The sequence below is a fragment of the Dyadobacter koreensis genome, from assembly GCF_900108855.1.
GTDB classification, from domain to species: Bacteria; Bacteroidota; Bacteroidia; order Cytophagales; family Spirosomataceae; genus Dyadobacter; species Dyadobacter koreensis.
The window spans coordinates 138,223-162,499 of sequence record NZ_FNXY01000007.1; the positions used below are offsets into that span (position 1 = coordinate 138,223).

Below are 24,277 nucleotides of genomic sequence, written 5' to 3' on the forward strand. Positions count from 1 at the left end.
TTATGGTACGTACTTATTGATAGTCATTAGTAGTGACTTACAAACAAGTATACTAAATGATCTCTCATTATGGATAGCAAAGACAGAAAAGAAAATGACACTGAAATTGAGAAATCGAACGCGCATATCATAGTTGAAATCATAGAATATGTTCCAAACGCCGTGTTAAGCAGAACGATTATAAGGAAGACAACTGGTAATATCACCGTCTCTTCATTTGATACAGGAGAAGAACTGGCAGAGAAATCATCCGCCTTTGACACCTATATCCAGATCATTGACGGATCTGCCGAAATTGTTGTAGATGGCCAAAACCACGAGCTCAAATTGGGCCAGGGAATTATCATTCCGGCCCATGCCAGGAATTCATTTCGTGCCAAAGAACAGTTCAAAATGATTTCTACGGTGATAAAAAGCGGTTATGAGTGACCCAATAAATCATATACTCACGATCAATGGAGGCTCATCCAGTATCAGGTTTGCCATTTATCAGGCGAAGCCGGCTTTCAAAATACTGCTTTCCGGAAAACTTGAAAATATTGGAAATAAAAACACCCGGCCACTATTAACACATACTGAATCTAAAAAGTCGGAAAGTATAAAAATCAAGGAAAATACGTATTCGTATGCCGCAAGTTTCCTGATAGATTGGCTTGAAAAGCATCCATCGTTTTCCAGTGTTCTGGCCATTGGCCACAGGATCGTTCACGGTATGCAGCATACTCAGCCTCAAGAAATCACACCAGAGTTACTTGACTATCTTAAAAAGATCAGTCCTTACGACCCCGAGCATCTACCGGAAGAAATCAAGATGATAGAGCTTTTCAGCAAGCAACATCCGGCTATAAAACAAGTTGCCTGTTTTGATACAGCGTTTCATGCTAGTATGCCAGCTGTTGCAAAACGATTGTCTGTACCACGACGCCTTCAGGAAAAAGGTATTCAACGTTATGGTTTCCACGGCCTGTCATACGCTTATCTCATGCAGGAACTGGAAAGTCTGGCAGGAAAAGAAGCAGCAAATGGAAAAATCATATTGGCACACCTTGGTAACGGAGTAAGTTTGACTGCTGTAAGCAAAGGGCAAAGTGTCGATACCAGCATGGGTTTTACCCCGGCTTCCGGCGTTATGATGGGAACCCGTAGCGGAGACATTGATCCAGGGATCGCCTGGTATATGATGCAGTTTGAAAAGCTCAGTCCAAAGCAGTTTAGTCATCTGGTCAATCATGAATCAGGACTTTTAGGCGTGTCTGAAACAAGTTCTGACATGCGGGACTTGATTGATTCCTCAAAATCAGATCAACGGGCCGAAGAAGCAATCGAGTTGTTTTGTTATCCGATAAAAAAGTCGATCGGATCATTTGCTGCTGTCCTGGGCGGCGTTGATACCCTTGTTTTCTCAGGAGGAATTGGTGAAAACATTCCTGAGATACGTAACCGGATCTGTCAGGATCTCAGCTTTTTGGGAATAGAGCTGGATGACAAACAAAATCAAAAAAATGATCCGATTATTTCAACCTCTTCCGGAAAAGTGAAGGTTCGGGTGATTGCGACAAATGAAGAATTATTGATCGCCAGGCTGGTCAGTCAGGTTATAAATCACGTCATCTAACGAAAAAAAATGGAAATCCAAGATATCACAGTTGAAGTGAAAACATTATCGCCGGACTTACTACGAAAAATGAACGCCTATTGGCAGGCAGCCAACTATCTGTCAGTTGGCCAGATATACCTGTATGGAAATCCGTTACTTAAAGAGCCCCTGACTCTTGAACATATCAAACCACGTCTTTTAGGTCATTGGGGCACCACGCCAGGACTAAATTTCATTTATGTTCATCTTAACCGCATTATCAGGCAGTATGATCTGAATATCATTTACGTAACGGGCCCCGGTCATGGGGGACCCGGCCTGGTGGCCAATACCTATCTGGAAGGAACTTACAGTGAAGTATATCCAAATATCGGTGAGGATGAACATGGAATGCAGAAACTTTTCAAACAGTTCTCATTCCCTGGCGGCATCCCAAGTCACGTGGCGCCGGAAACACCTGGCTCTATCAACGAAGGTGGCGAACTTGGTTATTCACTCGTTCATGCATTTGGAGCTGTGTTTGATAATCCATACTTAATCGCAGCTTGTGTGATTGGCGATGGCGAAGCTGAAACCGGTGCTCTGGCAGCGAGTTGGCATTCCAACAAATTTTTAAATCCTGTCCATGACGGCGCTGTACTTCCAATCCTTCATTTGAACGGTTATAAAATTGCAAATCCCACCATCCTGGCAAGAATTCCAAAAGAGGAGCTGGAGCAGCTTTTCCGCGGATATGGTTATCATCCTTATTTTGTAGAAGGTGACGATCCGGATACCTTACATGAGCTGCTCGCCAGAACTTTGGATATTGTCGTGGAAGAAATCCGGCAGATTCAAAGTGACGCTCGGGTTTATGGTTTCAAAAAACGCCCGGTTTGGCCAATGATTATTTTCCATACACCCAAAGGATGGACAGGTCCAAAGGTAGTAGACGGCCTGCAAATTGAAGGAACCTGGCGTGCACATCAGGTACCACTGGCCGAACTGGCCAGCAAACCTGAACATCTGCAAATGCTTGAAACCTGGATGAAAAGTTATACACCCGATATGCTTTTTAACGAAAATGGAAAGCTGATTGCCGAACTGGCATCCGGTTCCAGATTTTATACAGATTCCCTTTTAAGTTCTTCTCAAAATCAATTAGAGTGACCTTATCAATACCCGCAGAACCTTTATTGGCTTTGACACGTAGATAGGCTTGCCAAACAAGCTGTTTCGAAATTTTAAATGACTTTACAGTCTGCATTAACTCCTCCCAATTGCTTAGTTGATCAATATAAACTGCTAAATAAGCTGACCGCTTCGCTCCACTCCCATTACAGAAGCTTCGACACTACTACCAGTCAGTCCGCCCCTGTGTCTGACTTCGGTACTTTTATCCTTACAGGATCACTGCTTTGGATGTTTCCCTTGCCATTCAGACGACAGGTTCCTATGTTCCACGTAAAAGCCGCTGTACAGATCGTGCCATCTATATGCAGGATGCCGCCTAAGCAGTAAGCAGGTAGCTCTTAGGCCTATCCCCACTAAACTGGAGTAGCAGGTTTTGACATCGTCTCTAATATTTCGACACCTCGTCGATGGTTTCTTTTCAGTCACCTTCTGTACAGTCACCTGGTAGTTAAAAACTACTGTTACATGTATCGCTCACGACCTTAACTCTTAATTAAAGCCGCATACATCGGTTTGAAACCAGCTCCTGTAAGCCGATTCCGGAAGGCCTTCTTCCATCTTCTACGCAGCTCCTCTTGATTGTTCCCAATCAAAAGTTCATAGCACACTCCAGTTGTAATAGGTGGCTTCACTCACACCCATTTTTCGGCAAACTTCTGCCACCGGGACGCCAGTGTCCGCCTGGCGCAGTGCAAAAATGATCTGCGCTTCTGTGAATTTTGTCTTTTTCATAAGCGATTTTTCTGATGGTTAAATTATCAAAATCGCCCGATTTTCTCTAGTTTTTAATTGTCCAGTTTTCCGGGGGGAGGTCAGTTAATCTCAATCGGATGGCCTCAAAATCCTGTTCGGCTTTACGAAGGTCATAGCTTTTCTGGGGTCGGTCTCTTCCGATATATTAGCCCGTTTAACGTTGCTCAGACGCTTCAGATGTTCTAATACCTCGGTTGTTTAATTGATGCTCAATATGTCGATTGGCGGACAGATTTTGGAGTTAGTGGACATATAAAACGGGAATATCATCGACATCATTCGTTGTGACGATGCGATTATCCTCGTTGCGATTCGCATGCGTAATCCCCTAGTTTACTGCCGATCAATATACAACTCCGAAACACATATTTCGATTCTATATATATCTTTGCAAAATTTTAAACAGTTCACTTTCAAACTTTCAATGAAGTTTTTTCTCTCCTGCTTAGCCACTACTCTAATATTGTTAATTGCGATCGCATGCAAAAAACACAAGGATCCAAATCCCCAATTTGCGGATATAACGGCCACTCCCTGCAAGTTGGCATCGTATCGAGACAACTATTACACCGTTGAATATACCGATAATGGTCAAATTTCGAAGATATTTGAGAATTACCGTGACTACGTTGATCCGTCCATTATGAGGACAAAGTTGCACCTGCGATTTCAGTATGAGAATGGATTTTTGAAACGGACATTAACTGATCGTCCGCATGCTGTGGATACTTCCAGCGCTGAAGCCTATACGTTACGAAAGTTTGAGTACGGTCCTCATGGAATCGAAAGAGTGGACACTTACGACTACGGTCTTCAATACCGTTATGATTTTAAATATGATGGTTCGAATAGGCCAACTTCAATGACCATGTATGTGAATTTTGACAATACGCATACTCGTGAGGATTTAAAGCAAACCGCTACATATCAATACGACTACGATGAAAACGGTAACATCGTGAAGGAGTACTGTCAGCAACTTCACACTCCCAACAACTACATCGTAAATTATCGGTATGACAATGCCCCTAATTCTATAAAACTGTTTGAAAGCTTTTATTTCCTGAGCAGCAGCGCAGCTCCCGTTTTCTCCAAAAACAATATTATAGAAAGTCAAATAGTAGACAATGATACCGAGCGCGAGAAATATAATGACACCCAGTTTGATAGTCAGAACAAGCTCATAATTAAATACCGAGCTTTCGACGGGATTGTATGGGATTGCAAATAGCGCTTACCAAGCTGATTGCTATATTCAATCGCAATTTCAATGGTTTCGCGTTTTCAATGCAAATCCTTACCAAACACTATCAAACTACTGGTCGATATACAATATCAATCCACAACAGTTATTTTCTTGCTGGCGTAGCTGCTATTCGCATATTTAACTCATACAGGTACCATCAACATATCAGCCCATTGGCGTCGATATTCACCATTGGATACCTTTTACCAAATGCTACTCCATCGACCGATGCAAAATATTGATTATCAACAGCCTACAACGATCAAATACTCATATTACAAAATAAGCTATGCAAGAAAAACTATTTTCAAAACAGGACATCGAAAAAATAATCAAAGAGGCTACTACTCGTGAAAAACGATACCTTGATACTATTGTAATTGACGGTAAAGCTACAGACACTTCTATTCATACCATTTCACCTATTAAACGTGTGATCTTCGCCGAAGGAAATGAGCACACTGGATATAAGCATATACGAGAGCGACATAGCCGACATGTTTACAAAAACTACTGGATCACTGCTGAGAATGGAGTAATAAAGTTGGATCGGCCCAGCAAATTTCATCCTGATATAACTCCGGTATTTTACACATGTGTAGCGGATGCAATTTTTCAGTCTTGAAAATAAAGATGTAATTAAAAACCATCGCCCTGAGCTTTTCGACAAATATACTGGACTGTACACACATGAAGATAATCCTCCGGAGAAACTTCATTTGCTCACCTATAAGGATACTAGAATTGTGCATACAATGTTTCCTGATAAGAAAAAGCACAATTTAAAAGCAGTCGCAAAGTTCGGAAAAGGGCACGTGAAATCCACTAGACTATTTCCTGAAAATCATGCCGATTTAATTGTTCCCTACCAAGACCAAAATGGAGGAATCCGTTATACGATTCTAATCCGTAAATACTATCAGGAGCAGATGGAACGGGTTTTCATACAAGAGCATGATGAAAATGGAGAAGCTGAATACTTGATTTTATTGGGCGAACGGAAAATCAGTGACTTTGATTCTTTCGACCATAATAGGATGTCTGATTTTCAGCATCGTGATTTGATCGATTATGAACGCATCATTAACCAGCTAGCCGAAGGTGTAGAAAGCATTCAAATCGATCCATCAATATTCAGGTGGTGATTTAGTTATTCAGGCTATTAAATTCATAGGAAAAAGACGGGGAATGTGGTTCGAGGTGCCATACAAAATCCTCCTTGGCAATATCACCATTCGTTCACACATTATGAAAGTCTCATAAACTTAGTTTCTTGATATAGCAGTTATTTATAGCATTCTCAGAAAAACGACCGTTTCGAAAGAATTTTTCGCTCGACAACTGGTTATCTAAATTCAATTGGTTGATAGTATCTCACACTTACAGTCTTTCCAGATTGCACCGCTGGAATCCACTTCGGCATTGCTTTCACAACTCTAAGGGCTTCTTTATCATACGCGCTATGCAAACCTTTGACCAATGAAATGTCTCGGAGGCTCCCATCTACACTAACCACCAATGACACAAACACCTTTCCATTGATTTTTTTGGTGTTGTTAGGAGTGGCCAGATTTTGAGACAAGAACTTTTTCAAAGCCGCTACCCCTCCCGGAAATTCTGGTTGCTGTTCTATAATTAAGACACATTCGACTGTTTCATTTCTTAGTTTATAAACTTCTAATTCTCTCTGTACAGTCTGGCCAAAGACCAAATCGTTGATTACAAAAAAAATCATCATTAAACAGAAGTTGACGAATATGTAGCGACCGTCTTTTATCTTCTTCATTATAGAGTGGGGATTAATGGTTACTAAACTAATGTCCGATTAGTTATACCAACACGGACTTCGCAAAATACCAAAAATTGCATATATAAACAAATTGTATATAAGAGCACTTTTGATTGGAAAATCCACGAGATGTGATTATTCCCAAGAATCCCTAGCCAATGAGACAGATCTAAATTCATGGCTGCTGATCTGATCTCAGATATACCACCGTTTTCTGGAATTTTGGTAAAAACTTAGAATCGCTGATTTGCAGTTTCAAACAAGAATCCATAACGATTTCACAGTATCAAGGTCAACTTCTCCGAAACTAAAATGACAATCAGAATAAAGACCATTTCAAATCAGCCTTTTGTAAAACAACCCAGCCGCACGTTTAGCAGTCAGTGCAAACGAAAGTTACAAAGTAAAAAATGACGGCTTCAAGTCCATCCTTCTATTTACCGCGGTAGTCACCGCTCCTTAAACCGCAGGCTGAACTTGCAGCCAGGGGGACGAAAACCCCGTCATTTTTTCTTTGAGTGGCAGGCAGCGATTGCCCTGAGCACCAAGCCGGGCTTAACCACTTAAAGCCTTTCGATTATGAAACTTTCAGAAAACACGCCAAGAATCCACGTTGGTACTTATGGAATGTACAACAATGGATCCCTATATGGTAAATGGTTCGACCTTTCAGACTACTCCGACGCAGAAGAGTTCATCAAAGACTGCTATGAATACCACAGAAACGAATTCCTTCCCGAGCTTATGTTTCAGGACTGGGAGAATATCCCGGATTCGCTGATCAGTGAGTCAAGTCTTCATGAAAACGCATTCAAATATTTTGAAGCCATTTCTGAAATGGATGACGATAATGCTGAAGCTTTTCAGATCTACTGTACACAGATTGTCAACTGGCCATACAATGGAAATGATCTTTCCGAAACACTGGAAGGCTTTCAAGAATCTTATCAGGGATATTTCGGCAAAAGAAATGATCCGAAAACAGATTTTGCTTACCAATATCTAGAAGACACAGGACTTCTTTCTGGAGCTCCTGAAATCCTTGAAAGATACTTCGACTATGAAGCATACGGAAGAGATTTGTTTTTGGAAGGATACTCAGAATATGAAGGATATGTTTTTATAGATCAATAAACGATTTATGAGCCGCTTATTGGTCAGCGGCTCTTCATTGTTCCTTCTTTTTCTTCTGAAAAGAACGTTAGGAAGCTTTCCTAAAAAACACTTTTTTACTTTTAGCGGGTTAAATATCTTCTGGCCAAGTGTGAGCTGTAACTTACCTCGCCTGAAAGCCAGCTTAATCTATTCAATCATTAAACTGTAAAGAAATGACCACGAAGAGAAAGGAAAGTGAGAAAAGAGATGTCTTGTTCAGAGACCAGCTTATCACAGCAGCCGATCTTGAAAATTTCAAGACCGATATGCTCGAAGCAATTCAGAAGATGATTAAAAGTGATCAGGGGCTACCAGCTAAAAAATGGTTGAAATCCAGCGAGGTCAGAAAAATGCTTGATATCTCACCAGGGAAATTGCATATGCTGCGGGCAAGTCGAACGCTAGCCTTTATGAGGCTCGGCGGCATAATCTATTATGACCGGGAAGACATCATTAAGATGTTTGAAAACAATAAGACACCGGTTTCCAAAAATTAAATTAACATATGAAGTTAGCTTTGGCTGGCTTGGGTGCACAGGTGCCTCCCAACCGAAAACATGTTGAGATCTATTTTATCCAGGCAGGTCACTGCCAGAAGACCGCTCAACAGTTTTACCAGCACTACTCAGAAAAACGTTGGCTCAATCCTGATGGAAAATTGATTGCCGATTGGAAACGGTGTGCTTGGCAATGGATTTGGAATAGGTAATCAACATTAACCTGTAAGTCAGGCGCAAGAACTGATGCCGGTTATTGATGCTCTTCCGTCTCTATCTTAAAACCCACCGCTGCCGTTTTGGCATCGGTGGGTTCCTTTTTTAAGCCACCGCTTTGAGCTTACCTGTTTTGGTAAAAAGTTTACTTTTCACTTTCGCCATATTTTCACTGATCCGGTTTTTTCGGACACGGGCATACCGCTGTGTAGTCCGGATATTTCGGTGGCCCAGCATTCTACCAACATCTTCCAGCGGTACACCACTGTTCAGCATGATATCTGCAAACGTGTGTCTGGCCAAGTGGGTGTTCAGATCCCTGCGGACTCCACAGATCACGGCCAGTTCTTTAAGGTATACATTGTAGCGGTAGTTGCTATTCACCGGAATTAACCGGTTGTTGATTTTGCAATACGAATGGTTCTTATACTTGTCGATCAGTTCCTGAATGATCGGAAGGATCGGCACCATCTCCGTTACATCTGTTTTACCCCGGTCTTTAATCAGCCACATCTCGCCTGCCCTGCCCACCCGGACAATATTCTCCAGGCTCAAATTATACATATCTTGGTAGGCAAAGCCGGTAAAACATTGGAAAATAAAAGCGTCCCTGACTTCGGCAATACGGTCAACGGATAGTTCTTTCTGATAAATCGCCTCCACTTCGTAAAGTTCCAAGGGCTGAACCTCTTTATTGCCACCCGAGCAGATGAAACCTTCGAGCGGGTTACTGGCGATTACTTTTTTCTTCACGCCAATCTTAACAATCTGGCGCGTCCATTTGACCTGCTTTTTGGCCGTAGCTTCCGAAAGTGGATGCTCCTGATGCAACGTCAGATAATCATAAAATTCGTCAGCAAACATATGATCGATCTCTGAAAAATCTAAATCACGACGGTGGTACCGGTATGAGATGAATCCCTCAACTTTTTTTCGGGTAGATCGCCAGTGCCTGAGGGTTCCGCTGGAACGGATCCCCTTCTCTGTCTTCTTTTCAAAGGTGGCTATAAATTCATCAAAAGCATGTAGTAGTGTGATGCCTGGTTGGGGGCTTTGACTTGAAGACTTTTTTTCCTGCATGGCAGGTATACCTAAATAGACATTTTTTAGCATCGCAGGCGTGACCCGTTCGAACTGGGCTTGCAGCATCATAAAGTGCCTTTGAAGGTCCGTCTGTGCCTGCATGATCTTTTGATTGATCATTTTCGCTTCCAGTCCTGCGCTCCTGACCTGTTTAGCCTCTCCATCCCAAAAATCAGGATGAATTTTCTGGCCTAGCGAAATGTCAGTGTCCAGCCCGTCAATGGTAATGCGCAAATAGATCGGAGCTTTTCCGTCTTTGGATGCTTTTCCCCGATAGAGCCATAGCAGCAGGGATAGGTTTTGTTTGAATTTCATTCTCAACACATTTTAAGGTTAGAAATAAATGCTCTGGGAGAACCTTAAATCAAATCGCCTCAATCAAAAATTCATTCGGTCACCTAATTTACCAAATCCAAATGGTGACCGAATAGGTGACCGAATGGTTTGATTTATCTTGATTCAGAATAACCTGCTTTTTTGTTAACTGTGCTGAAAATCAACGCATTTTAAACAAGAAAGGCACACTTTCGTGTGCCTTTTGTGATCCCGCTGGGATTCGAACCCAGGACCCATACATTAAAAGTGTATTGCTCTACCAGCTGAGCTACGGAATCTTTTATGGTATATTGTAAAATCGTGTCCAAGAGGAGAGTCGAACTCCCATACCCAAACGGGCACTACCCCCTCAAAGTAGCGTGTCTACCAATTCCACCACCTGGACATACTGAGGAAATTCTGTAAGTTGGATTTAAACATCTAGTGCAAGCAAAAGCTATTTTATCTCCGAACTACTCTTAATTAATTACAATTCTAATTTTTTAAGAGCTTAAATTTCGTTTCACGTTATTACCGTGTCGCTCAATTGTGATGCAAAAGTATACATTTAGTTTTATGTTCCAAATCAATTGACAAAGTAATTTTATAAAAAATATTGAGTATCTCCCTAAACTACTAAATTTGAGAAACTTGACGAATAATAATATTTTTAAAATAATTCTGTGTATCCTGCCTGAAAGAAAAAGCTGTCTTTTTATCGCTCCTGGTTTTGCGACAGTTACAAGATTGATATATAAGAAAATTTATAATTTGCGATTATTCCATTTCCAGTTTTACAAAATCTTCCCTCACCGGCGTAAAACAATCAATTACTTTACAAGTTGTGCGAGCTGTTGCCGAATGCGGTGCCCAGGATGGGATGAATGCAGTCATCCCTGCGGTCAATAACTGGCTATCTCCGTTGATGGTGAATTCCAACTCTCCTTCGAGTACGTGACACCACTGCTCATGGATATGACTGTGCTCCGGGAGGACGGTTCCGGATTCAATAGTAAAATGCCCAAAAGTTGAATGCTCGGAATGCGCGAGCGTGCCGGAGATACCGTCCCAGATTTTTACTATCTTCCCGGTATTAAAATTTACAAATGGCATCTTGACTGGTTATATTAATGACAGTAAATCGTAAATATAAGAAAGACGCGGGTATCTGCTGACAAAAATTAAAACATCGAAAACTTAAAGGAGTTTCTTTCACGCAAAATAGAATAAACACCCCTAACAGGCGTCGGGGGTGTTTAGGATACTACTATCCACAAATTTGGTATATATACTCAAAAAATCTTATTCAAATTCCTGCATAACTTTGTCCCGGAGACTGATGATTCGCATCGCCAAAGCGATACATTCCTCAGAGGACATTTGTTCTATTGTGTTCAACACTGCGTTTGAAACTATTCTTCCACTCTCGTCCAATTTAGGCCCCTTATGTTTTATCACTTCAATAATACTTTGCCATTCCGGACTCAGCGCATCGGAAAAATACTTTGGCGGTATGATGTTGAAGTAACCTGCTTGGGATTTTAGATATTCCTTTGACAACAATATGTTCGTCGTCAGGTTAGCAACGAGCTTGGACAGCTCGATATGAACGAAGATGTTTGACTTATTCACGTTAAGTAATGATGAGGGTTTGTATCTTAAAAGTTACAAAATCAGTAACTTCAACGGAAAATTACTCAAATTACGTTATTGAAGCAATATTTTATCTTAAGGACAACAAAATATATTTATTATTAAATTATTACCAAAAGCGCCCTGGTACTTTTTAATAACCATAATCTATGATTGAAAGAAAGTATATCACTGTTATAATCTGTGATTTACCGATCAGAACATGGAAAATTTGATATGCCTTTTGGCACTTGAGAAAAAAGAGCACTTTCACCTGTAAACGTATTTAACTGACCTTTATAGATTTTTTTAATTAAGAAAACGCAAAAAGCATTAAGCGATTATCTGTATTTTGTATGATTAAACTTCTAAAAATTATAACTTAGTCGAAGAGAAGAAATTGGCTGCTTGACGTCATACGAAAAGCTTACGCAATTTTTGTCTTTTAACTTTTCGCCCCGAAGCTTTTTATCATGCCACCATTATGCGCCTTAAATGCTTCACATTGTTTTTTGTATTACTGTTTTTTACAAATTGTGTGTCGACCTTATGCGCGAAAGCTCAAAGCTTCAATTTGGCAGACCATAAAAAACGAGTAACAATTCCGTTCAAAATGGTTCGGAACATGGTTGTCATTGAACTAAAAATAAACAATAACGGCCCATATAACTTCATTCTCGATACAGGCGTTGGTTTAATGGTTATTACCGAGCCCCGATTGGTCGATTCAATAAATATATCGTACAAAAAGACTGTTCAATTATATGGCCTTGGCGACGGTGAATCTTTCGAAGCCTACATCGCCTCTTCCCTCAATATTTCAATGCCTGATGTTTACAGCAATGGTATCGGCGCGGTTATTTTTAAGGAAGATCATTTCGGACTCTCAAATTATACCGGAACGCATATTCATGGTCTACTGGGCTACGAATTTTTCAATAATCTTGCAGTCGAAATTGACTTCACAGAGTATAAACTTACCGTCTGCCGTCCAAAGGACTTGAAAGTTGGCAAAAGACGGGATAAAATTCCTATAACAATTGAGAACAGAAAACCTTATGTTGAAGCGCATCTGGTTTTACCGGACGGCACAAAGAAGAAAAGTAAGCTTGTCGTTGATATTGGGGCCGGACATTCACTTTCCTTAGAAGACGCCGCGCATCATGAGGATGGGTATCCTAAGCTCGCAATGGCAAACTTGGGAATGGGGTTTACTGGTCCGATCAGCGGTTTTATCAGCCGAATCAACAGAATAGAAATTGGCAAATATAAGTTCAGACATGTACTCACCGCATTTCCGGAAATGGACGCATTTAAACGAGAACGATTGATCGTAAAACGTGATGGAAATCTGGGTTTAGGAATTTTAAAACGTTTTACGATAACTTTAAACTATCAAGACCATGCCATGTATCTGAAACCGACCCAGCGATTTGGCGATCCATTTGAGCATGATATGAGCGGGTTAGAATTTTTTGCCGGCGGCCCCGATTTCAGGCACGTGATTATTAGCAGAGTAGAGCCAGGTTCTTCGGGCGACCAGGCTGGCTTGCAAAAAGACGACGAAATATTATCCATCAATCTGAAACCTGTGTCAGGGATGTCTTTGGAAGAAATTGATGAGTTTTTCAAATCTAAAAATAACCGCAGCATTTTGCTGGAAATTTTCAGAAATAAAAAATATCAAAATATATTCCTGGTATTGAAACGAAGGATTTAAGTCTGAATGCAGTGTGAAATTTATTGGATTTGTAATTCTTAAATGTTTGAAGCTTTGATAGAGAACTATTATCGGATTTCGGTCATTATTCGATGATGAGTGGATATTCTTTGATAAACACTTTTCAAAAATTAAGAAAGACCGTCTTTTCTGGACCGCAGGACAAACATTACCAAAACGGAAGCCAGAATCAGCAAAGCATAACTATATCCTAAATTATATTCATCTTTCGCTGGTAATAAAAAAACAATTCCATAACTAAGAAATGATACAATCACGTAATTGATACCACCGCTTAGTCCGCTGGCTATACCTGCGTTTGTTGGGAAGCGACTCAAACAATAAGTAAAAAAATTGTTAAAAGTAAAACCAGCGCAGACATGAATGATGAAAGCGAAAAATACTAATGAATAAAGTCCGGAAATAAACTGGATGCTGGCTAACATCACCATTACAAAAATAACCTGCAACCCAATATTAAGAGAGATTCTCCGGAAGAACGGTTTGTTGATCGTTGCTTTGCCTATAAACCCGCCGACAAGCCATGCAAACCCCAAAACCAATGAACTATAACCAGATACAACGGGTGACATATTCAGCTCATGCTCGATGATGAACGGACCTGTCATATTATAGATCATCACCATACTGTACGCAAGGCCGATCATGAATAGGCCAAGTGTAAAGCTGGATGTCCCGATCATATTTCCATATATACCTGCTATCTTTTTAATGTTGAAATCTGAAAATTGCCGGAGCGTTTCTCCGCTGAAAATATATTCAAGAATCGCCATGATGGCTGCAAATAGTGCAAGAAAATAAAAGTTCGATTCCCAACCGAGTGAGGTTTGCAGATACCCGCCCAGGAACGGTGCAATGATTGGGCCGGTAGACCATATTATGGAAAAAAGGCTTAAATAATGTTTGAGCTGCTCTCCTGAAAAAAGGTCGATGAAATAGGCACGTTTTGATACAACGATCGCCCCAACGGTAATTCCATGGACAATACGCATTACATAGATCATGTAAATATTATGCGTGTTGGCGATAACAATACTTGCTAATGCGAAAATAACTAAACCATAAAGACCAATTTTATAACGCCCGAAACTATCGAGTACACTTCCGATAAATAGTTGGGTAACACCGTAACTGATCAAAAACAGGGTTAGTGTAAGCTGAACCTGAATGTCGGTCGCCTGCAAAGTCGCTGCCATCGACGGCAATGAGGGAAGGTATATGTCAGTAGCAAATCCTGACAATGGAATTAAAGCGAAGGCTAACAGTGTGGCGATCCCCTTGCGCTCTTCTCTGATATACTTCGGCGACGAAACTTGTGTTAACATTTTTACTCTTTTAAATACTATGGGATAAAACTCTGTTCCCAATAAATCAATTAATAAGCGCGCAGAGGCCTCAGTGCTGATTTGCATCCGCGCGTTTACTCAACATGAATAATAGAAAACAGGTTTCTTGTCCGTACTTTCAAGCGGAAACTCCTGCGAGAAAATATTTAATCCACTCACAACCAGTAAAGTGTAATGAATAAAAAACTTTTACGAAAAATCAGCCGCAGATCAAAGGTTTCATAGAACAACAAACGGCCTGCTTACACTGCCATTTCCACCCTTTATCCGTATCACATATTTCCCTGGCGCCAGATTGCCCACCGGAATTTTTATCTGGCTTCTCAAATCCCGATTAATTGTCATCATCGTCTTCCCATGGAGATCATAAACCGTTATTTCTGCACCCAAAATACCTTCACGGGATTCCAAATAAATCTCATCACGAGTCCCTGGATTAGGAAAAACTACAATATCCGACGGACCTTCCGTTACGATTTCCAGTTGCTCCGAATAAGGAGAATAGCAGGTCAAGGTGTTACTCTCCAAGATATATGTGACAGCCACACTTGCAGCATACTTTCCGGTTTGCATTGTCCGAAGTGTGTTTCCTGTTGAAGAAAGAATAATTTCATCTCCGCGTTTCCAATCATATTTTTCGTTTAGATCAGATTGATCAATAAGTGCTTCTGCTGTAAACGGGCCTGTTCTTTCAGTAATGGGTATAGGAAGTATGGGACGGATATTCAACGAAGACAATTCAGAATTATCAGATAAACAGCCAAAGACATTTTCACTTCTCACAAAATAATTCCCGCTATTCAAAACGATCAGTTTAGTACCAGTCAGCAGACTTTTTTCTTCGCCCTGCCTGAACCAGTTGTAAAGATCATTTCCAGCATTAATTGAAAATGTGAAAGATGAATCTGCGCAGGCTTGCTGCGAGCCGATTTCCCGGATTGTTGGCTTCGCAGGTTTTACAGAACCAGTGATGACCATTGTCTGTGTGCGTACCGCGTTTCCAAAAACATCTTTCAGCGTCGCCATGTATCGTCCTGGCCCGTTGACACTTATAGATTTTCCTTTGACTGAGCGAACATTCCCATTTACTTCTACGGTCCAGTCGTATGACATGTAGCCGTCTGGCAAGGAGAGGTTAACGAACAAATTATTATCAGCACAAACACTCAAAATTTTTGGTTCATCCGAAGGGCTGACCGGCCTAACTTTTGAAAAAAAATCGTCGTTCAGATTATCGTTCCATGCATTTGCTAGAACCGTCAAAGCGGTCGCTCCTAAAAAGTGGGTGCCGTCTTTTCGCTCGGCCGGCAAATTGTCTGTCTCCGGGCCGGGATAGGTTATTTCCGGAAGTTCATTTAATACTGCATTTTGACCTGCAATAACATTTGAATTGGCAACAGAGATGCCCGAAGCATTGCCGGCCTTCGAAGCCCGAGCAATTACCCAAGTAGTATTTTGACCAATATCAGAGGCTAATTTAGATATTACTGATTTCATATCATCCTTGTATGAAGAGCTCGCTGTATTTAAAGGGTAATTGTCAGCTTCGCCCTGCATCCAAAGAATTGCCCGGGCACCGAATGGTTTTACGTAATACTGCATGGCCAGTTTCAAATTGGCGTAAGGCATTTGAAAAGGCAACTGATATGTCGCAGAATATGGACTCGTTGTGACGATTCCCTGGCTGCTCTCGCGCCAGTTCCTGATCGATGTTCCTGACCAGGCAGTATTGATGAACAGTACGGGAACCTTTAAACGTTGTACAAGATAATCGCCCAGGATTCCCCAGCACCATGCCGTATGCCCTCTGGGTCCCATAATATTGGGGTTCTGGCTTTGATCAGTCCAGGGCGTTTGCAACTGCAAAGGCTGAATATTGGCGACGGGTGTTTCGAGCCAGTTATTTATTGCATCATTATCATAAACGATATAATTAACACGGTCATCTTTGGCAGGTGGAGGAAGAGCTAAAGACCGGTCCGTTTCATCTTCGCCCTGAGCGTTGGACTGCCCCGAGATAATAAACACCTCTCCCACCCCGACTTTGGATATTTCGTCAATATTACCTACTTGAATACCTGACTTACTTGCCCGAACTTCAACCTTATACCATCCTCCGGACATTTTTACAGTTCCGCTGAACAATCCGCCAGACGGTTTGTCCTGTAATGTTGTCCAGGAAATTTCTTTTCCTTGTCCAGCCATAACCGGCGTTGCCCGAAATTCAATTTTATCAACAGGTATGGCATAATTCCCACTGATTGTTACGTCGGCCGAACCGCCGAGATCACGCTGAAAAACTGACCTTTCCAACGGAGATGTCACATCAATCTGCGCTTTTGCCTGTACATTGGAAAAAATAAAAAAACTGAATAATAGAATTCGAAGGGAAAATAAACCTTTGTTCACCTGATCTTTTTTACTGTTTTAAAATTTACCGTCAACATTAATTCTGATGGAAGTCGCAGTTATGTACCATAACTTCATCTTTTTTTGACCGGTATGCAGTAAAAAACAAGTATTCTGACTCTAACTTCATGACTATTTCATTAATGAGGGAAATGCAAAAATATATTTTATTATACTGCCGGGCACATAAAATTTTACAATTATTCTTAAAATCTATAAAATCAACCTGGGGCATCATCTGAGCACTTGAACTATGGGCAGGGCAAAATTTGGATTAATAAAATTGACCGGCAACAACTTCCAATCCGGGAATAATCTCAATCCGGAAAATAAGCTTTCTTGAGAGTACGTATCAGTTTCAAAAAAGTCACAAATATATTTTTAGGTTATCTTGAAACTAAAAAAAGCTTACAGCCAGTTTCTACCGCGTGGGGAAGAAACTGGCTGTAAGCACAAATTACTTGCTTTATATATCAAAAGAGCTTAATCCGTAAGCTCAATCCATGTAGGCGCGTGGTCGCTGGATTTTTCCCAACCTCTGACATCTTTGTCAACACCTGCTTGCAGAAGACGGCTTCCCAGTTGAGGGCTTAATAGAAAATGATCAATTCTTAAACCGGCATTTCGCCCGTAGGCATTTCTGAAATAATCCCAGAACGTATAAATTACCTCATCCGGGTATATCTTCCTTATTGCGTCTGTCCACCCCTGTCCTACCAGCGTTTCAAAAGCAGCACGAGTTTCCGGTCTGAACAAAGCATCATCGATCCATCTTTCCGGTTTGTACACATCATGTCCGGTAGGAATCACATTATAATCTCCGGCAAGCACAACGGGAATTTTCTCGGAAAGCAAGGAAGCAGCATGAATTTTAAAACGTTCAAACCAGGCAAGTTTATAGTCGAATTTAGGTCCGGGCGCCGGATTCCCATTTGGCAAATAAAGACATCCAATCAAAATTCCATTGATGATTGCTTCAATATATCTGCTGTGCATATCTTCCGGATCGCCCGGAAGCGCGCGCCGGACTTCTTTAATTTCGTATCCTTTGGAAAGAATTGCCACGCCATTCCAACTTTTCTGTCCCTGCCAGATTGCCTTATATCCGGCATCGTTGATCGCCTGCTCGGGAAATTTTTCCTGCGGCGCTTTCAATTCCTGCAGACAAACTACATCAGGTTGCTTTTCTTCCAGCCAACGCAGTAAAACCGGCAAGCGGCCATTTACACCATTGACGTTATAGGTTGCAATTTTCATAATTCCAAGGTAACATCTGAACAAATCTATATCCTGGTCTGCTAACAGAACCAGGCCAAATCCGGTTCTCATTACGGGCTGATTTAACCTGTTCAGGGTTTTATACTTAGACTTCCTACGTTGTAAGCCCCGAAACACCCTAGTCCCCCTTCGATATTCGTATAAATGAGTGTCGGTTCTACGAATGGATTGTCATTATTTTGAATGTCTTTTAGCGAGCGGTGGAACTTGTAATAGTTTTCATCCAAATTAAGTATTTCAACATAAACCTCCTTAAATTTTGGATCAGAGTAAGCGGTTGCAAGTTTCCCGCTGTCGTCAACATACTGAAACATAAAATTTCTGGGTAAATAAACATAAAAAATTGGCGCATTGAAGGTAATCCCGTCCAGATTGATATCATTGACAAGATACTCGCTGTCAATGTCCAGCCTGCTCTTATTATCACTGCGAACCGGGCCAGACCCTCCCGTCTCCGGAATGTAGCCTGGATAAGTTTGTTCCGTAATTGAAAACCCTCTGACTGTATAATAATTAGTTTCACCTTTGATATCGTCCCAGGACAGCCGAACCCTGGCAACCGTATCTGTCGAAAATCTCGGCCCGGGAATCGTATCGATAACATAACTTTTGACAACAGCCTTTTTAGCAGGTACCACACAACTTGCTTTTACGACCCGTTTTCCGTCGTCTACCAGGAGCGTGTACTTTTTACCTGCTTCAACTTTGAATTTACTGGCTGGAATAATATAAGCACCCGTGGAATCGATAAAAGGAATTTGAACGGACGTTGTTTCTCCCGACAAAGTAACAGCCGCATTTTTTATTGTAACCGGTTCAAAAGTTGACGGCCCAAACAGGGGTTGCGAAGCCGTTACCCTGACAATAATTTGTTCGGACTGCGGGGAAATATAACACTCAACGGCCAGCTTGGATTCTATATGAGGCAGCTGGTCTTCGTCCAGATCGTTTACCATGTTTTCACATCCGAAGAGTATTGCAAGGCAAAAGCAGATTATGAAGTATTTATATAAATGCATAAAAAGTTTATTCGAAATTGATAACAACCGGCCTGACTGTCAAAATTTAAAATTGTAACTAAACGAGGGCAATACCGGAAAAAGAGAGTAACGAGTCAGTACATTCACATACTCATTTGGCTTATTTCCTTCCTTGCGATCTATATTATAAAAAAATGGGTTTTTCCGATTATAGGCATTATAAAGCCCGAATTCCCATGTCCGCTCATGCCTCTTTTTCTTTTTATGAAATTGAATGGCTAAGTCCATGCGATGGTATGCCTCGGCCCTGAATGAATTTTTCTTGTCATATTCGGTCGTAGTATTGGGATAATAATTACTGAATCCATTAACAAAATATTCATTTCTGTAAGTCGTAAACCTTGAAACCGGTAAGGTGAGCGCATTTCCTGTCCCATATACCCAAGTGGCTGAAAGGGTTATGCGTTTACTTAATTCGTAGATACCGACAACCGATATATCATGACGCCTGTCGTAACGCGGAAAAAACGTCTCACCGAAATTCAGTTCAGGAAACTTCCACCTTGTCCAGGACAGGGTGTAACCAATCCATCCGGAAAGCTTCCCCGTTTTTTTCTGAACCATGAATTCAGCTCCGTAAGACCACGCTTTGCCGGCTGTTACATTATCTTCCCAATTCAGTTCATTGGCATTTTCCCCATCCAGACTGATGAAAGACGATCCTTCTTTGTAGCTGATGATATTGTTCATCTTTTTGTAATAACCTTCCAGCGTCAGAGCAAGTCCAGGCTGCTCCAAATCTTTAGCAAATCCGACAGCCACCTGACTTGATTGTTGTGGCGCGACACGGTCCGTTGTCGGAACCCATAAGTCGGTCGGCAATCCAAGTCCTGTGTTACTAAGCAAGTGGACATACTGATTCATTTTCGCATAAGAAGCTTTCATAGAAAAGTCGTTTGCCAGTTTCCAGGCAGCAGAAATTCTTGGCTCCGGGCGAACGTACGTTTTGGTTGAGGTCTGGAAAGTACTTAAACGAACGCCAGCATTTACTTTAAGACTTTTGAAAGGCTGCCAGGTATCTTCCACATAAATTCCCGATTCATAGGTGTAAATTGGCTTTGCCTGTAAATTCAAATCATTGTTTGAGAAATCACCCGCAATCGCCAATGCCGAAGGGACAAATTTATGAGCTGTTGCCTGAACTCCGAACTTCATCCAGTGTTTGGTATTGGGGTAAAAGTCAAAATCGGTCTTTAAACTGAAATCACGGATAAGACTATTATAATCAAGACTGAATTGATCCGTAACGACGCCGTCTTTCAAATCTTTTTCATTAGAAAAAATACCGAAATTGAAATGACTGTATATGAGAGAGGTGTTTACAAAAAGTTTCTGGCTGATCAGATGATTCCAGCGCAAGGTCGCCGTAGCATTTCCCCAGTCCAGCCCCGATTTATTTTCACTATCCGTTTCCTTTTCACTGACCTTGAATCTGTCCTGTCCGAAATATCCGCTGATATAAACCTTATTTTTTGCTCCAAAATCATAATTTATTTTAGCGTTCAGATCGTAGAAATAATAGCCAGGCTTGACTTTCGTATTACTACCAACCTGCTGCTGAGCAATCAAAGGAGCAGCAAGGACATCAATGTAAGTCCTCCTGGCTGAAAACAGAAATGATGCTTTTTTATTTGCCAGCGGCCCTTCCAGAGTCAACCTAGAAGAAATCAGGCCTATTCCTCCTTCTCCGTGAAGTTTATCTTTTGCACCTTCTTTCATGTTCATCTCAACAACAGAAGAAAGCCGTCCGCCATAACGCGCCGGAAAACCTCCTTTTGTGAGCTCGACGCTTTTTAGTGCATCCCCATTAAAAACAGAAAAGAATCCAAAAAGATGGCTCGCATTATATACAACCGCATCATCCAGAATAATCAGATTTTGATCCGGCCCGCCACCTCTTACGTATAAGCCGGTTTGCCCTTCGGTTCCCTTCTGTACACCTGGCATAAGCTGCAGGACACGGATAACGTCTTTCTCACCAAAGAAAGCAGGCAGTTTTTTAATCTGGGAAATCGGCACCTCAATTTTGCTCATTTGAACGGACTCGCTTACCTTCTCGCTTGTGCGGCGCTCAGAGACCAGAACCTCCTCAAGCTGATTGGCAGAAAAAAGCTCGATGTTTAATTGCTTATCAGATTTTGCGGTGATAGGTATATTTTGCTTTTCATAACCTACAAAAGAGTATGAAATTAGAATGGAATCAGATTTAGGAATCGTTAATGAATAAAATCCATAAGTATTGGTGGCAGTGTTAAATCCTGAATTTTCTATATACACGTTGACACCGGGAAGTAATTCCCGACTTCCGCTTTCTCTGACAAAACCACTAACGGTGATCCGTTCCTGGCCAAAAGTTTGGAATGAAACAAAAACAAGAAGTAAAAACTGGTAAAACTTTTTTTGCATTGGAGAAAGTTATTGAATGAAGTGACTCTAATCTATATTTAAAAATCTACTATTCAGGAATTATTTAAAATAATCATTAGTACATACTATCTGCGGATAAAATTTTTGGATGTTTTTTCCGTAATATAAAGAGCATTTTGATCCATGTCACTACAAAGAGCTAAAAGGAATATAAAAGGTTGTATACTGTTAACATTTAATTTAAAAAAGGAATAATAGAAACTTCCTCAGAAGCTGGATTTGCTCACTGAAAACAAAAACAGGCCGGGCATATGCAGCTTGGTCGAAAGTAGTACCAAGTTTTCAGTCAGCCGATCATCTTTCCTTTCGTGTCCGACAGCCAAAAAAAGATCATCTTCGAAAATTGTGGTCTTGCCGGTTAATCCGGCCGCTGCTGTTGATTGCGTTCACGTCCGCCATGCATCCGTAATTTTCGTCTGTATCAAGCGCGCTTCAGCTCCGATCAGACTTTAATTATAAAAAATTTATTATTTTGTCAAGTTTCATTTACATTTGTCTTGATGTTGAAGAATGATTCCGGTTACAATAACCCAATGACACCATTTGACAAATGTCATACCCAGCTCTAACCGTAGACGAAAGAGAAATTTTACAGCTAGTCGCCAATGGCGATGAGAGAGCATTCCGATGGTTATTTAATCATTACCACCAAAGGCTGGGTGGCTACATTTACAACATTACCAAATCGCATGAGCTGGCCGAAGAAGTTGTTCAGGACGTTTTTTTGAAGATATGGACAAACAAAACAGCTCTGGCTGATGTTGCAAACTTCAAAGCTTATCTTCATGTTGTTTCAAAAAATCATGCGCTCAATTGTCTCAAAAAAATGGCGCAGGATAAAGCTTTAACCAAAGAATTGGCCGAGGTTAGTTACGAAATCGGCGCAGAGGATTCCGGAGAGGAAAGTGAACGTTATATTCTTGTCGACGAAGCGATTGACCATCTTCCGCCGCAGCAAAGACTTGTTTATTTGCTAAGCCGTCATGAGAGACTTCAGTATACGGAGATCGCGGAACGTCTGAGCCTTTCCCGCGAAACCGTAAAAAAATATCTTCAAATTTCCACAGAATCAATCACATGTTATATTCGCAAGCGATTGACTATCAGTCTGTTAATTTTTATATCCAATTTTATTTAAAAATAATCACATTCCGATACCCCCTTTTTTAACAATTTTTCTGTCTTGTGTACAAACACAAACGTTTCGTGTGCGCCAGATCTAATTGTTAAGCTATGAGCGAATTTTCTACCCGTCTGACTTATCTGTTCAACCGTTACTACTGCGGGGAGGCGACTTCTTTGGAAACCGATGAACTGATGGCGATCATTAAGGAGGCAAAAAGCAATCAGGAACTTAACGAATTGCTCCAAAGGGCCTGGGATCAGACAGCGGGCGACCAAGATTTTTTCTCGCCACAGCAAAGTGAAAAAATCTTCGACTCGATCATTAGTCTGGCAACTAATGGCCATCATGAAGAAGAAGATATGGAACCGCCGGTTTTGCGAAGCTTTTACTGGTGGAGATATGCCGCAGCAGCCATAATCTTGATTTTCGGATTTGGTGCATTGTACAAGTTCCGGTCAAAATCTGAAATACAAACTGTTGGCTTGGTGCAACCTGTCACCAAAGACGTGCCACCTGGCGGCAACCGCGCAATGCTTACGCTTTCTGACGGCTCGACAATCATTCTAGACAGTGCAGCAAACGGAATTCTCGCCAGGCAAGGCTCTACCGAAGTTAGTAAAAAGGAAAACGGGCAGCTCGTTTACAACTCATCAAAACAAGATAACACAAAGATTACTAACCAGATAAACACTTTGTCAACCCCAAAAGGCGGACAGTACCAAATTGTTTTGCCTGATGGAAGTAAGGTTTGGCTGAACTCTTCTTCGTCTATCAAGTTCCCAGCCTTCTTTTCAAAAAATGAAAGGAAAGTTGAAGTTACCGGCGAAGTTTATTTTGAGGTAGTAAAAGATAAAAGCAAGCCTTTCAAAGTTCTGTTTCAAGATACTGAAATAGAAGTTTTAGGCACAAGCTTTAACGTCATGGCTTATCGGGACGAAGCATTCTCTAAAACTACGCTGATCGAAGGCTCCGTTTCTTTAACCAATAAAAACACCAACAAACGTCTAAGGCCTGGTCAGCAGGCATCTGTTGGCAGATCCGGAAATATCACGACCGAAGAAGTAGATATTGATGAAGCGATTGCATGGAAAAAAGGACTGTTTTTCTTCCGTGATGCAAGTATTGCCGAAGTAATGAAAAAAGCAGGAAGATGGTATGACGTTGAAATTGAATACCAGGGAGCCATACCGGTGAGACAGTTTACAGGCAAAGTTTCGATGGACGTGAATATTTCCGAGCTGCTTACTATGCTAAAATATGCAGGCGTTAATTGCAGAATTGACAATAAAAAAATTATAATCTCACCCTAAACCCATGTCGTATATTGTATACCGTTTAATATTCCATTCAATTACTTAACCTCTTGAATCCATGAATCAGCTAGTTAAACCACCAACCTAGTTTGTTTCCCGGCCTGAAATGAAACGGGGAAAATGCTACGAACATTTCCCCCG

The 24,277-nt window shown here is 41.1% G+C and carries 19 protein-coding genes, 2 tRNA genes and 1 pseudogene; 10 read left to right on the top strand and 12 right to left on the bottom strand.

Annotation, left to right across the window (positions count from 1 at the left end):
• Window positions 1-69 precede the first annotated feature (69 nt).
• From BMY70_RS21955 to BMY70_RS21965, 3 genes are read left to right on the top strand one after another with little or no spacing between them, the layout of a single operon-like run.
• Window positions 70-429 carry a cupin domain-containing protein gene (locus BMY70_RS21955; RefSeq protein WP_090338450.1) on the top strand — a complete coding sequence of 120 codons (360 nt, stop codon included), beginning with the start codon at window positions 70-72 and terminating at the stop codon, window positions 427-429.
• A complete protein-coding gene (locus BMY70_RS21960; protein WP_090338451.1) occupies window positions 422-1,615 on the top strand; it encodes an acetate/propionate family kinase in 1,194 nt (397 codons plus the stop codon). The genes BMY70_RS21955 and BMY70_RS21960 overlap by 8 nt, the downstream gene beginning before the upstream one ends.
• 9 nt (window positions 1,616-1,624) lie before the next feature.
• Window positions 1,625-2,746, top strand: a complete 1,122-nt coding sequence (locus BMY70_RS21965) for a phosphoketolase family protein (protein WP_090338452.1) — start codon at window positions 1,625-1,627, stop codon at window positions 2,744-2,746.
• Between the two features lie 633 nt (window positions 2,747-3,379).
• Here the strand turns inward: BMY70_RS21965 and BMY70_RS21975 are convergent.
• Window positions 3,380-3,502: pseudogene (locus tag BMY70_RS21975) on the bottom strand (transposase); the annotation flags it as partial.
• Between the two features lie 562 nt (window positions 3,503-4,064).
• Between BMY70_RS21975 and BMY70_RS21980 the strand changes: the two are divergent.
• On the top strand, window positions 4,065-4,754 hold the full coding sequence (locus BMY70_RS21980; RefSeq protein WP_177197106.1) for a hypothetical protein: 690 nt from the start codon (window positions 4,065-4,067) through the stop codon (window positions 4,752-4,754).
• A 620-nt stretch (window positions 4,755-5,374) separates the two neighbouring features.
• Window positions 5,375-5,914 (top strand): hypothetical protein, encoded by a 540-nt coding sequence (locus tag BMY70_RS21995; RefSeq protein WP_090338456.1) that lies wholly within the window; start codon window positions 5,375-5,377, stop codon window positions 5,912-5,914.
• A 200-nt stretch (window positions 5,915-6,114) separates the two neighbouring features.
• Here BMY70_RS21995 and BMY70_RS22000 read toward each other — a convergent pair whose 3' ends face one another.
• Window positions 6,115-6,555 (bottom strand): energy transducer TonB, encoded by a 441-nt coding sequence (locus tag BMY70_RS22000; protein ID WP_090338457.1) that lies wholly within the window; start codon window positions 6,553-6,555, stop codon window positions 6,115-6,117.
• Between the two features lie 582 nt (window positions 6,556-7,137).
• On the opposite strand from BMY70_RS22000, the gene BMY70_RS22005 reads away from it, so the two are divergent.
• Together BMY70_RS22005 and BMY70_RS22010 are read left to right on the top strand one after the other, a co-directional pair.
• The gene (locus tag BMY70_RS22005) at window positions 7,138-7,692 is read left to right on the top strand and encodes an antirestriction protein ArdA (RefSeq protein WP_090338458.1); all 555 of its coding nucleotides are present in this window, start codon (window positions 7,138-7,140) and stop codon (window positions 7,690-7,692) included.
• 194 nt (window positions 7,693-7,886) lie between these two features.
• Window positions 7,887-8,210 (top strand): helix-turn-helix domain-containing protein, encoded by a 324-nt coding sequence (locus tag BMY70_RS22010; RefSeq protein ID WP_090338459.1) that lies wholly within the window; start codon window positions 7,887-7,889, stop codon window positions 8,208-8,210.
• 321 nt (window positions 8,211-8,531) lie between these two features.
• Here BMY70_RS22010 and BMY70_RS22020 read toward each other — a convergent pair whose 3' ends face one another.
• The 5 genes from BMY70_RS22020 to BMY70_RS22040 all read right to left on the bottom strand — a co-directional run bounded on the left by BMY70_RS22020 (window position 8,532) and on the right by BMY70_RS22040 (window position 11,456).
• On the bottom strand, window positions 8,532-9,824 hold the full coding sequence (locus BMY70_RS22020) for a site-specific integrase (protein ID WP_090338461.1): 1,293 nt from the start codon (window positions 9,822-9,824) through the stop codon (window positions 8,532-8,534).
• Window positions 9,825-10,050: 226 nt separating this feature from the next.
• A tRNA-Lys gene (locus tag BMY70_RS22025) sits at window positions 10,051-10,123 on the bottom strand.
• A gap of 23 nt (window positions 10,124-10,146) precedes the next feature.
• Window positions 10,147-10,230, bottom strand: a tRNA-Leu gene (locus BMY70_RS22030).
• Window positions 10,231-10,601: 371 nt separating this feature from the next.
• Complete coding sequence (locus tag BMY70_RS22035; RefSeq protein WP_090338462.1) at window positions 10,602-10,937, bottom strand: cupin domain-containing protein; 336 nt, start codon at window positions 10,935-10,937, stop codon at window positions 10,602-10,604.
• A 189-nt stretch (window positions 10,938-11,126) separates the two neighbouring features.
• A complete protein-coding gene (locus BMY70_RS22040) occupies window positions 11,127-11,456 on the bottom strand; it encodes a hypothetical protein (protein ID WP_090338463.1) in 330 nt (109 codons plus the stop codon).
• Between the two features lie 625 nt (window positions 11,457-12,081).
• Here BMY70_RS22040 and BMY70_RS22045 point away from each other — a divergent pair.
• Window positions 12,082-13,176: a PDZ domain-containing protein gene (locus BMY70_RS22045; protein WP_177197107.1), complete on the top strand. Its 1,095-nt coding sequence runs from the start codon at window positions 12,082-12,084 to the stop codon at window positions 13,174-13,176.
• A gap of 131 nt (window positions 13,177-13,307) precedes the next feature.
• Here the strand turns inward: BMY70_RS22045 and BMY70_RS22050 are convergent, their stop codons facing one another.
• From BMY70_RS22050 to BMY70_RS22075, 5 genes are all read right to left on the bottom strand, one after another.
• Entirely contained in the window at window positions 13,308-14,522 is a 1,215-nt protein-coding gene (locus BMY70_RS22050; RefSeq protein ID WP_090338818.1) for an MFS transporter, read from the bottom strand.
• A 240-nt stretch (window positions 14,523-14,762) separates the two neighbouring features.
• Window positions 14,763-16,952, bottom strand: coding sequence for a sialate O-acetylesterase (locus BMY70_RS22055; RefSeq protein ID WP_090338465.1), 2,190 nt, complete (start codon window positions 16,950-16,952; stop codon window positions 14,763-14,765).
• Between the two features lie 483 nt (window positions 16,953-17,435).
• On the bottom strand, window positions 17,436-18,281 hold the full coding sequence (gene xth, locus BMY70_RS22065) for an exodeoxyribonuclease III (protein ID WP_229209725.1): 846 nt from the start codon (window positions 18,279-18,281) through the stop codon (window positions 17,436-17,438).
• A gap of 20 nt (window positions 18,282-18,301) precedes the next feature.
• Window positions 18,302-19,186: a DUF4249 domain-containing protein gene (locus BMY70_RS22070; RefSeq protein WP_229209726.1), complete on the bottom strand. Its 885-nt coding sequence runs from the start codon at window positions 19,184-19,186 to the stop codon at window positions 18,302-18,304.
• A gap of 102 nt (window positions 19,187-19,288) precedes the next feature.
• On the bottom strand, window positions 19,289-21,676 hold the full coding sequence (locus BMY70_RS22075) for a TonB-dependent receptor (protein WP_090338468.1): 2,388 nt from the start codon (window positions 21,674-21,676) through the stop codon (window positions 19,289-19,291).
• Window positions 21,677-22,247: 571 nt separating this feature from the next.
• On the opposite strand from BMY70_RS22075, the gene BMY70_RS22080 reads away from it, so the two are divergent.
• Both BMY70_RS22080 and BMY70_RS22085 read left to right on the top strand, forming a co-directional pair.
• Window positions 22,248-22,835 (top strand): RNA polymerase sigma factor, encoded by a 588-nt coding sequence (locus BMY70_RS22080; protein WP_090338469.1) that lies wholly within the window; start codon window positions 22,248-22,250, stop codon window positions 22,833-22,835.
• Window positions 22,836-22,930: 95 nt separating this feature from the next.
• Complete coding sequence (locus BMY70_RS22085) at window positions 22,931-24,133, top strand: FecR family protein (RefSeq protein WP_090338470.1); 1,203 nt, start codon at window positions 22,931-22,933, stop codon at window positions 24,131-24,133.
• Window positions 24,134-24,277 lie beyond the last annotated feature (144 nt).

Excerpts from the sequence above, each read along its gene's own strand:
- BMY70_RS22010 (WP_090338459.1), top strand. The coding sequence starts at position 7,887 with ATGACCACGAAGAGAAAGGAAAGTGAGAAAAGAGATGTCTTGTTCAGA.
- BMY70_RS21960 (WP_090338451.1), top strand. The coding sequence starts at position 422 with ATGAGTGACCCAATAAATCATATACTCACGATCAATGGAGGCTCATCC.
- BMY70_RS22075 (WP_090338468.1), bottom strand. The coding sequence starts at position 21,676 with ATGCAAAAAAAGTTTTACCAGTTTTTACTTCTTGTTTTTGTTTCATTC.
- BMY70_RS21955 (WP_090338450.1), top strand. The coding sequence starts at position 70 with ATGGATAGCAAAGACAGAAAAGAAAATGACACTGAAATTGAGAAATCG.
- BMY70_RS22020 (WP_090338461.1), bottom strand. The coding sequence starts at position 9,824 with ATGAAATTCAAACAAAACCTATCCCTGCTGCTATGGCTCTATCGGGGA.
- BMY70_RS21965 (WP_090338452.1), top strand. The coding sequence starts at position 1,625 with ATGGAAATCCAAGATATCACAGTTGAAGTGAAAACATTATCGCCGGAC.
- xth (WP_229209725.1), bottom strand. The coding sequence starts at position 18,281 with ATGAGAACCGGATTTGGCCTGGTTCTGTTAGCAGACCAGGATATAGAT.
- BMY70_RS22085 (WP_090338470.1), top strand. The coding sequence starts at position 22,931 with ATGAGCGAATTTTCTACCCGTCTGACTTATCTGTTCAACCGTTACTAC.
- BMY70_RS22080 (WP_090338469.1), top strand. The coding sequence starts at position 22,248 with ATGTCATACCCAGCTCTAACCGTAGACGAAAGAGAAATTTTACAGCTA.
- BMY70_RS22070 (WP_229209726.1), bottom strand. The coding sequence starts at position 19,186 with ATGGTAAACGATCTGGACGAAGACCAGCTGCCTCATATAGAATCCAAG.
- BMY70_RS22000 (WP_090338457.1), bottom strand. The coding sequence starts at position 6,555 with ATGAAGAAGATAAAAGACGGTCGCTACATATTCGTCAACTTCTGTTTA.
- BMY70_RS22050 (WP_090338818.1), bottom strand. The coding sequence starts at position 14,522 with ATGTTAACACAAGTTTCGTCGCCGAAGTATATCAGAGAAGAGCGCAAG.
- BMY70_RS22035 (WP_090338462.1), bottom strand. The coding sequence starts at position 10,937 with ATGCCATTTGTAAATTTTAATACCGGGAAGATAGTAAAAATCTGGGAC.
- BMY70_RS22045 (WP_177197107.1), top strand. The coding sequence starts at position 12,082 with ATGGTTGTCATTGAACTAAAAATAAACAATAACGGCCCATATAACTTC.
- BMY70_RS22005 (WP_090338458.1), top strand. The coding sequence starts at position 7,138 with ATGAAACTTTCAGAAAACACGCCAAGAATCCACGTTGGTACTTATGGA.
- BMY70_RS21995 (WP_090338456.1), top strand. The coding sequence starts at position 5,375 with ATGCAATTTTTCAGTCTTGAAAATAAAGATGTAATTAAAAACCATCGC.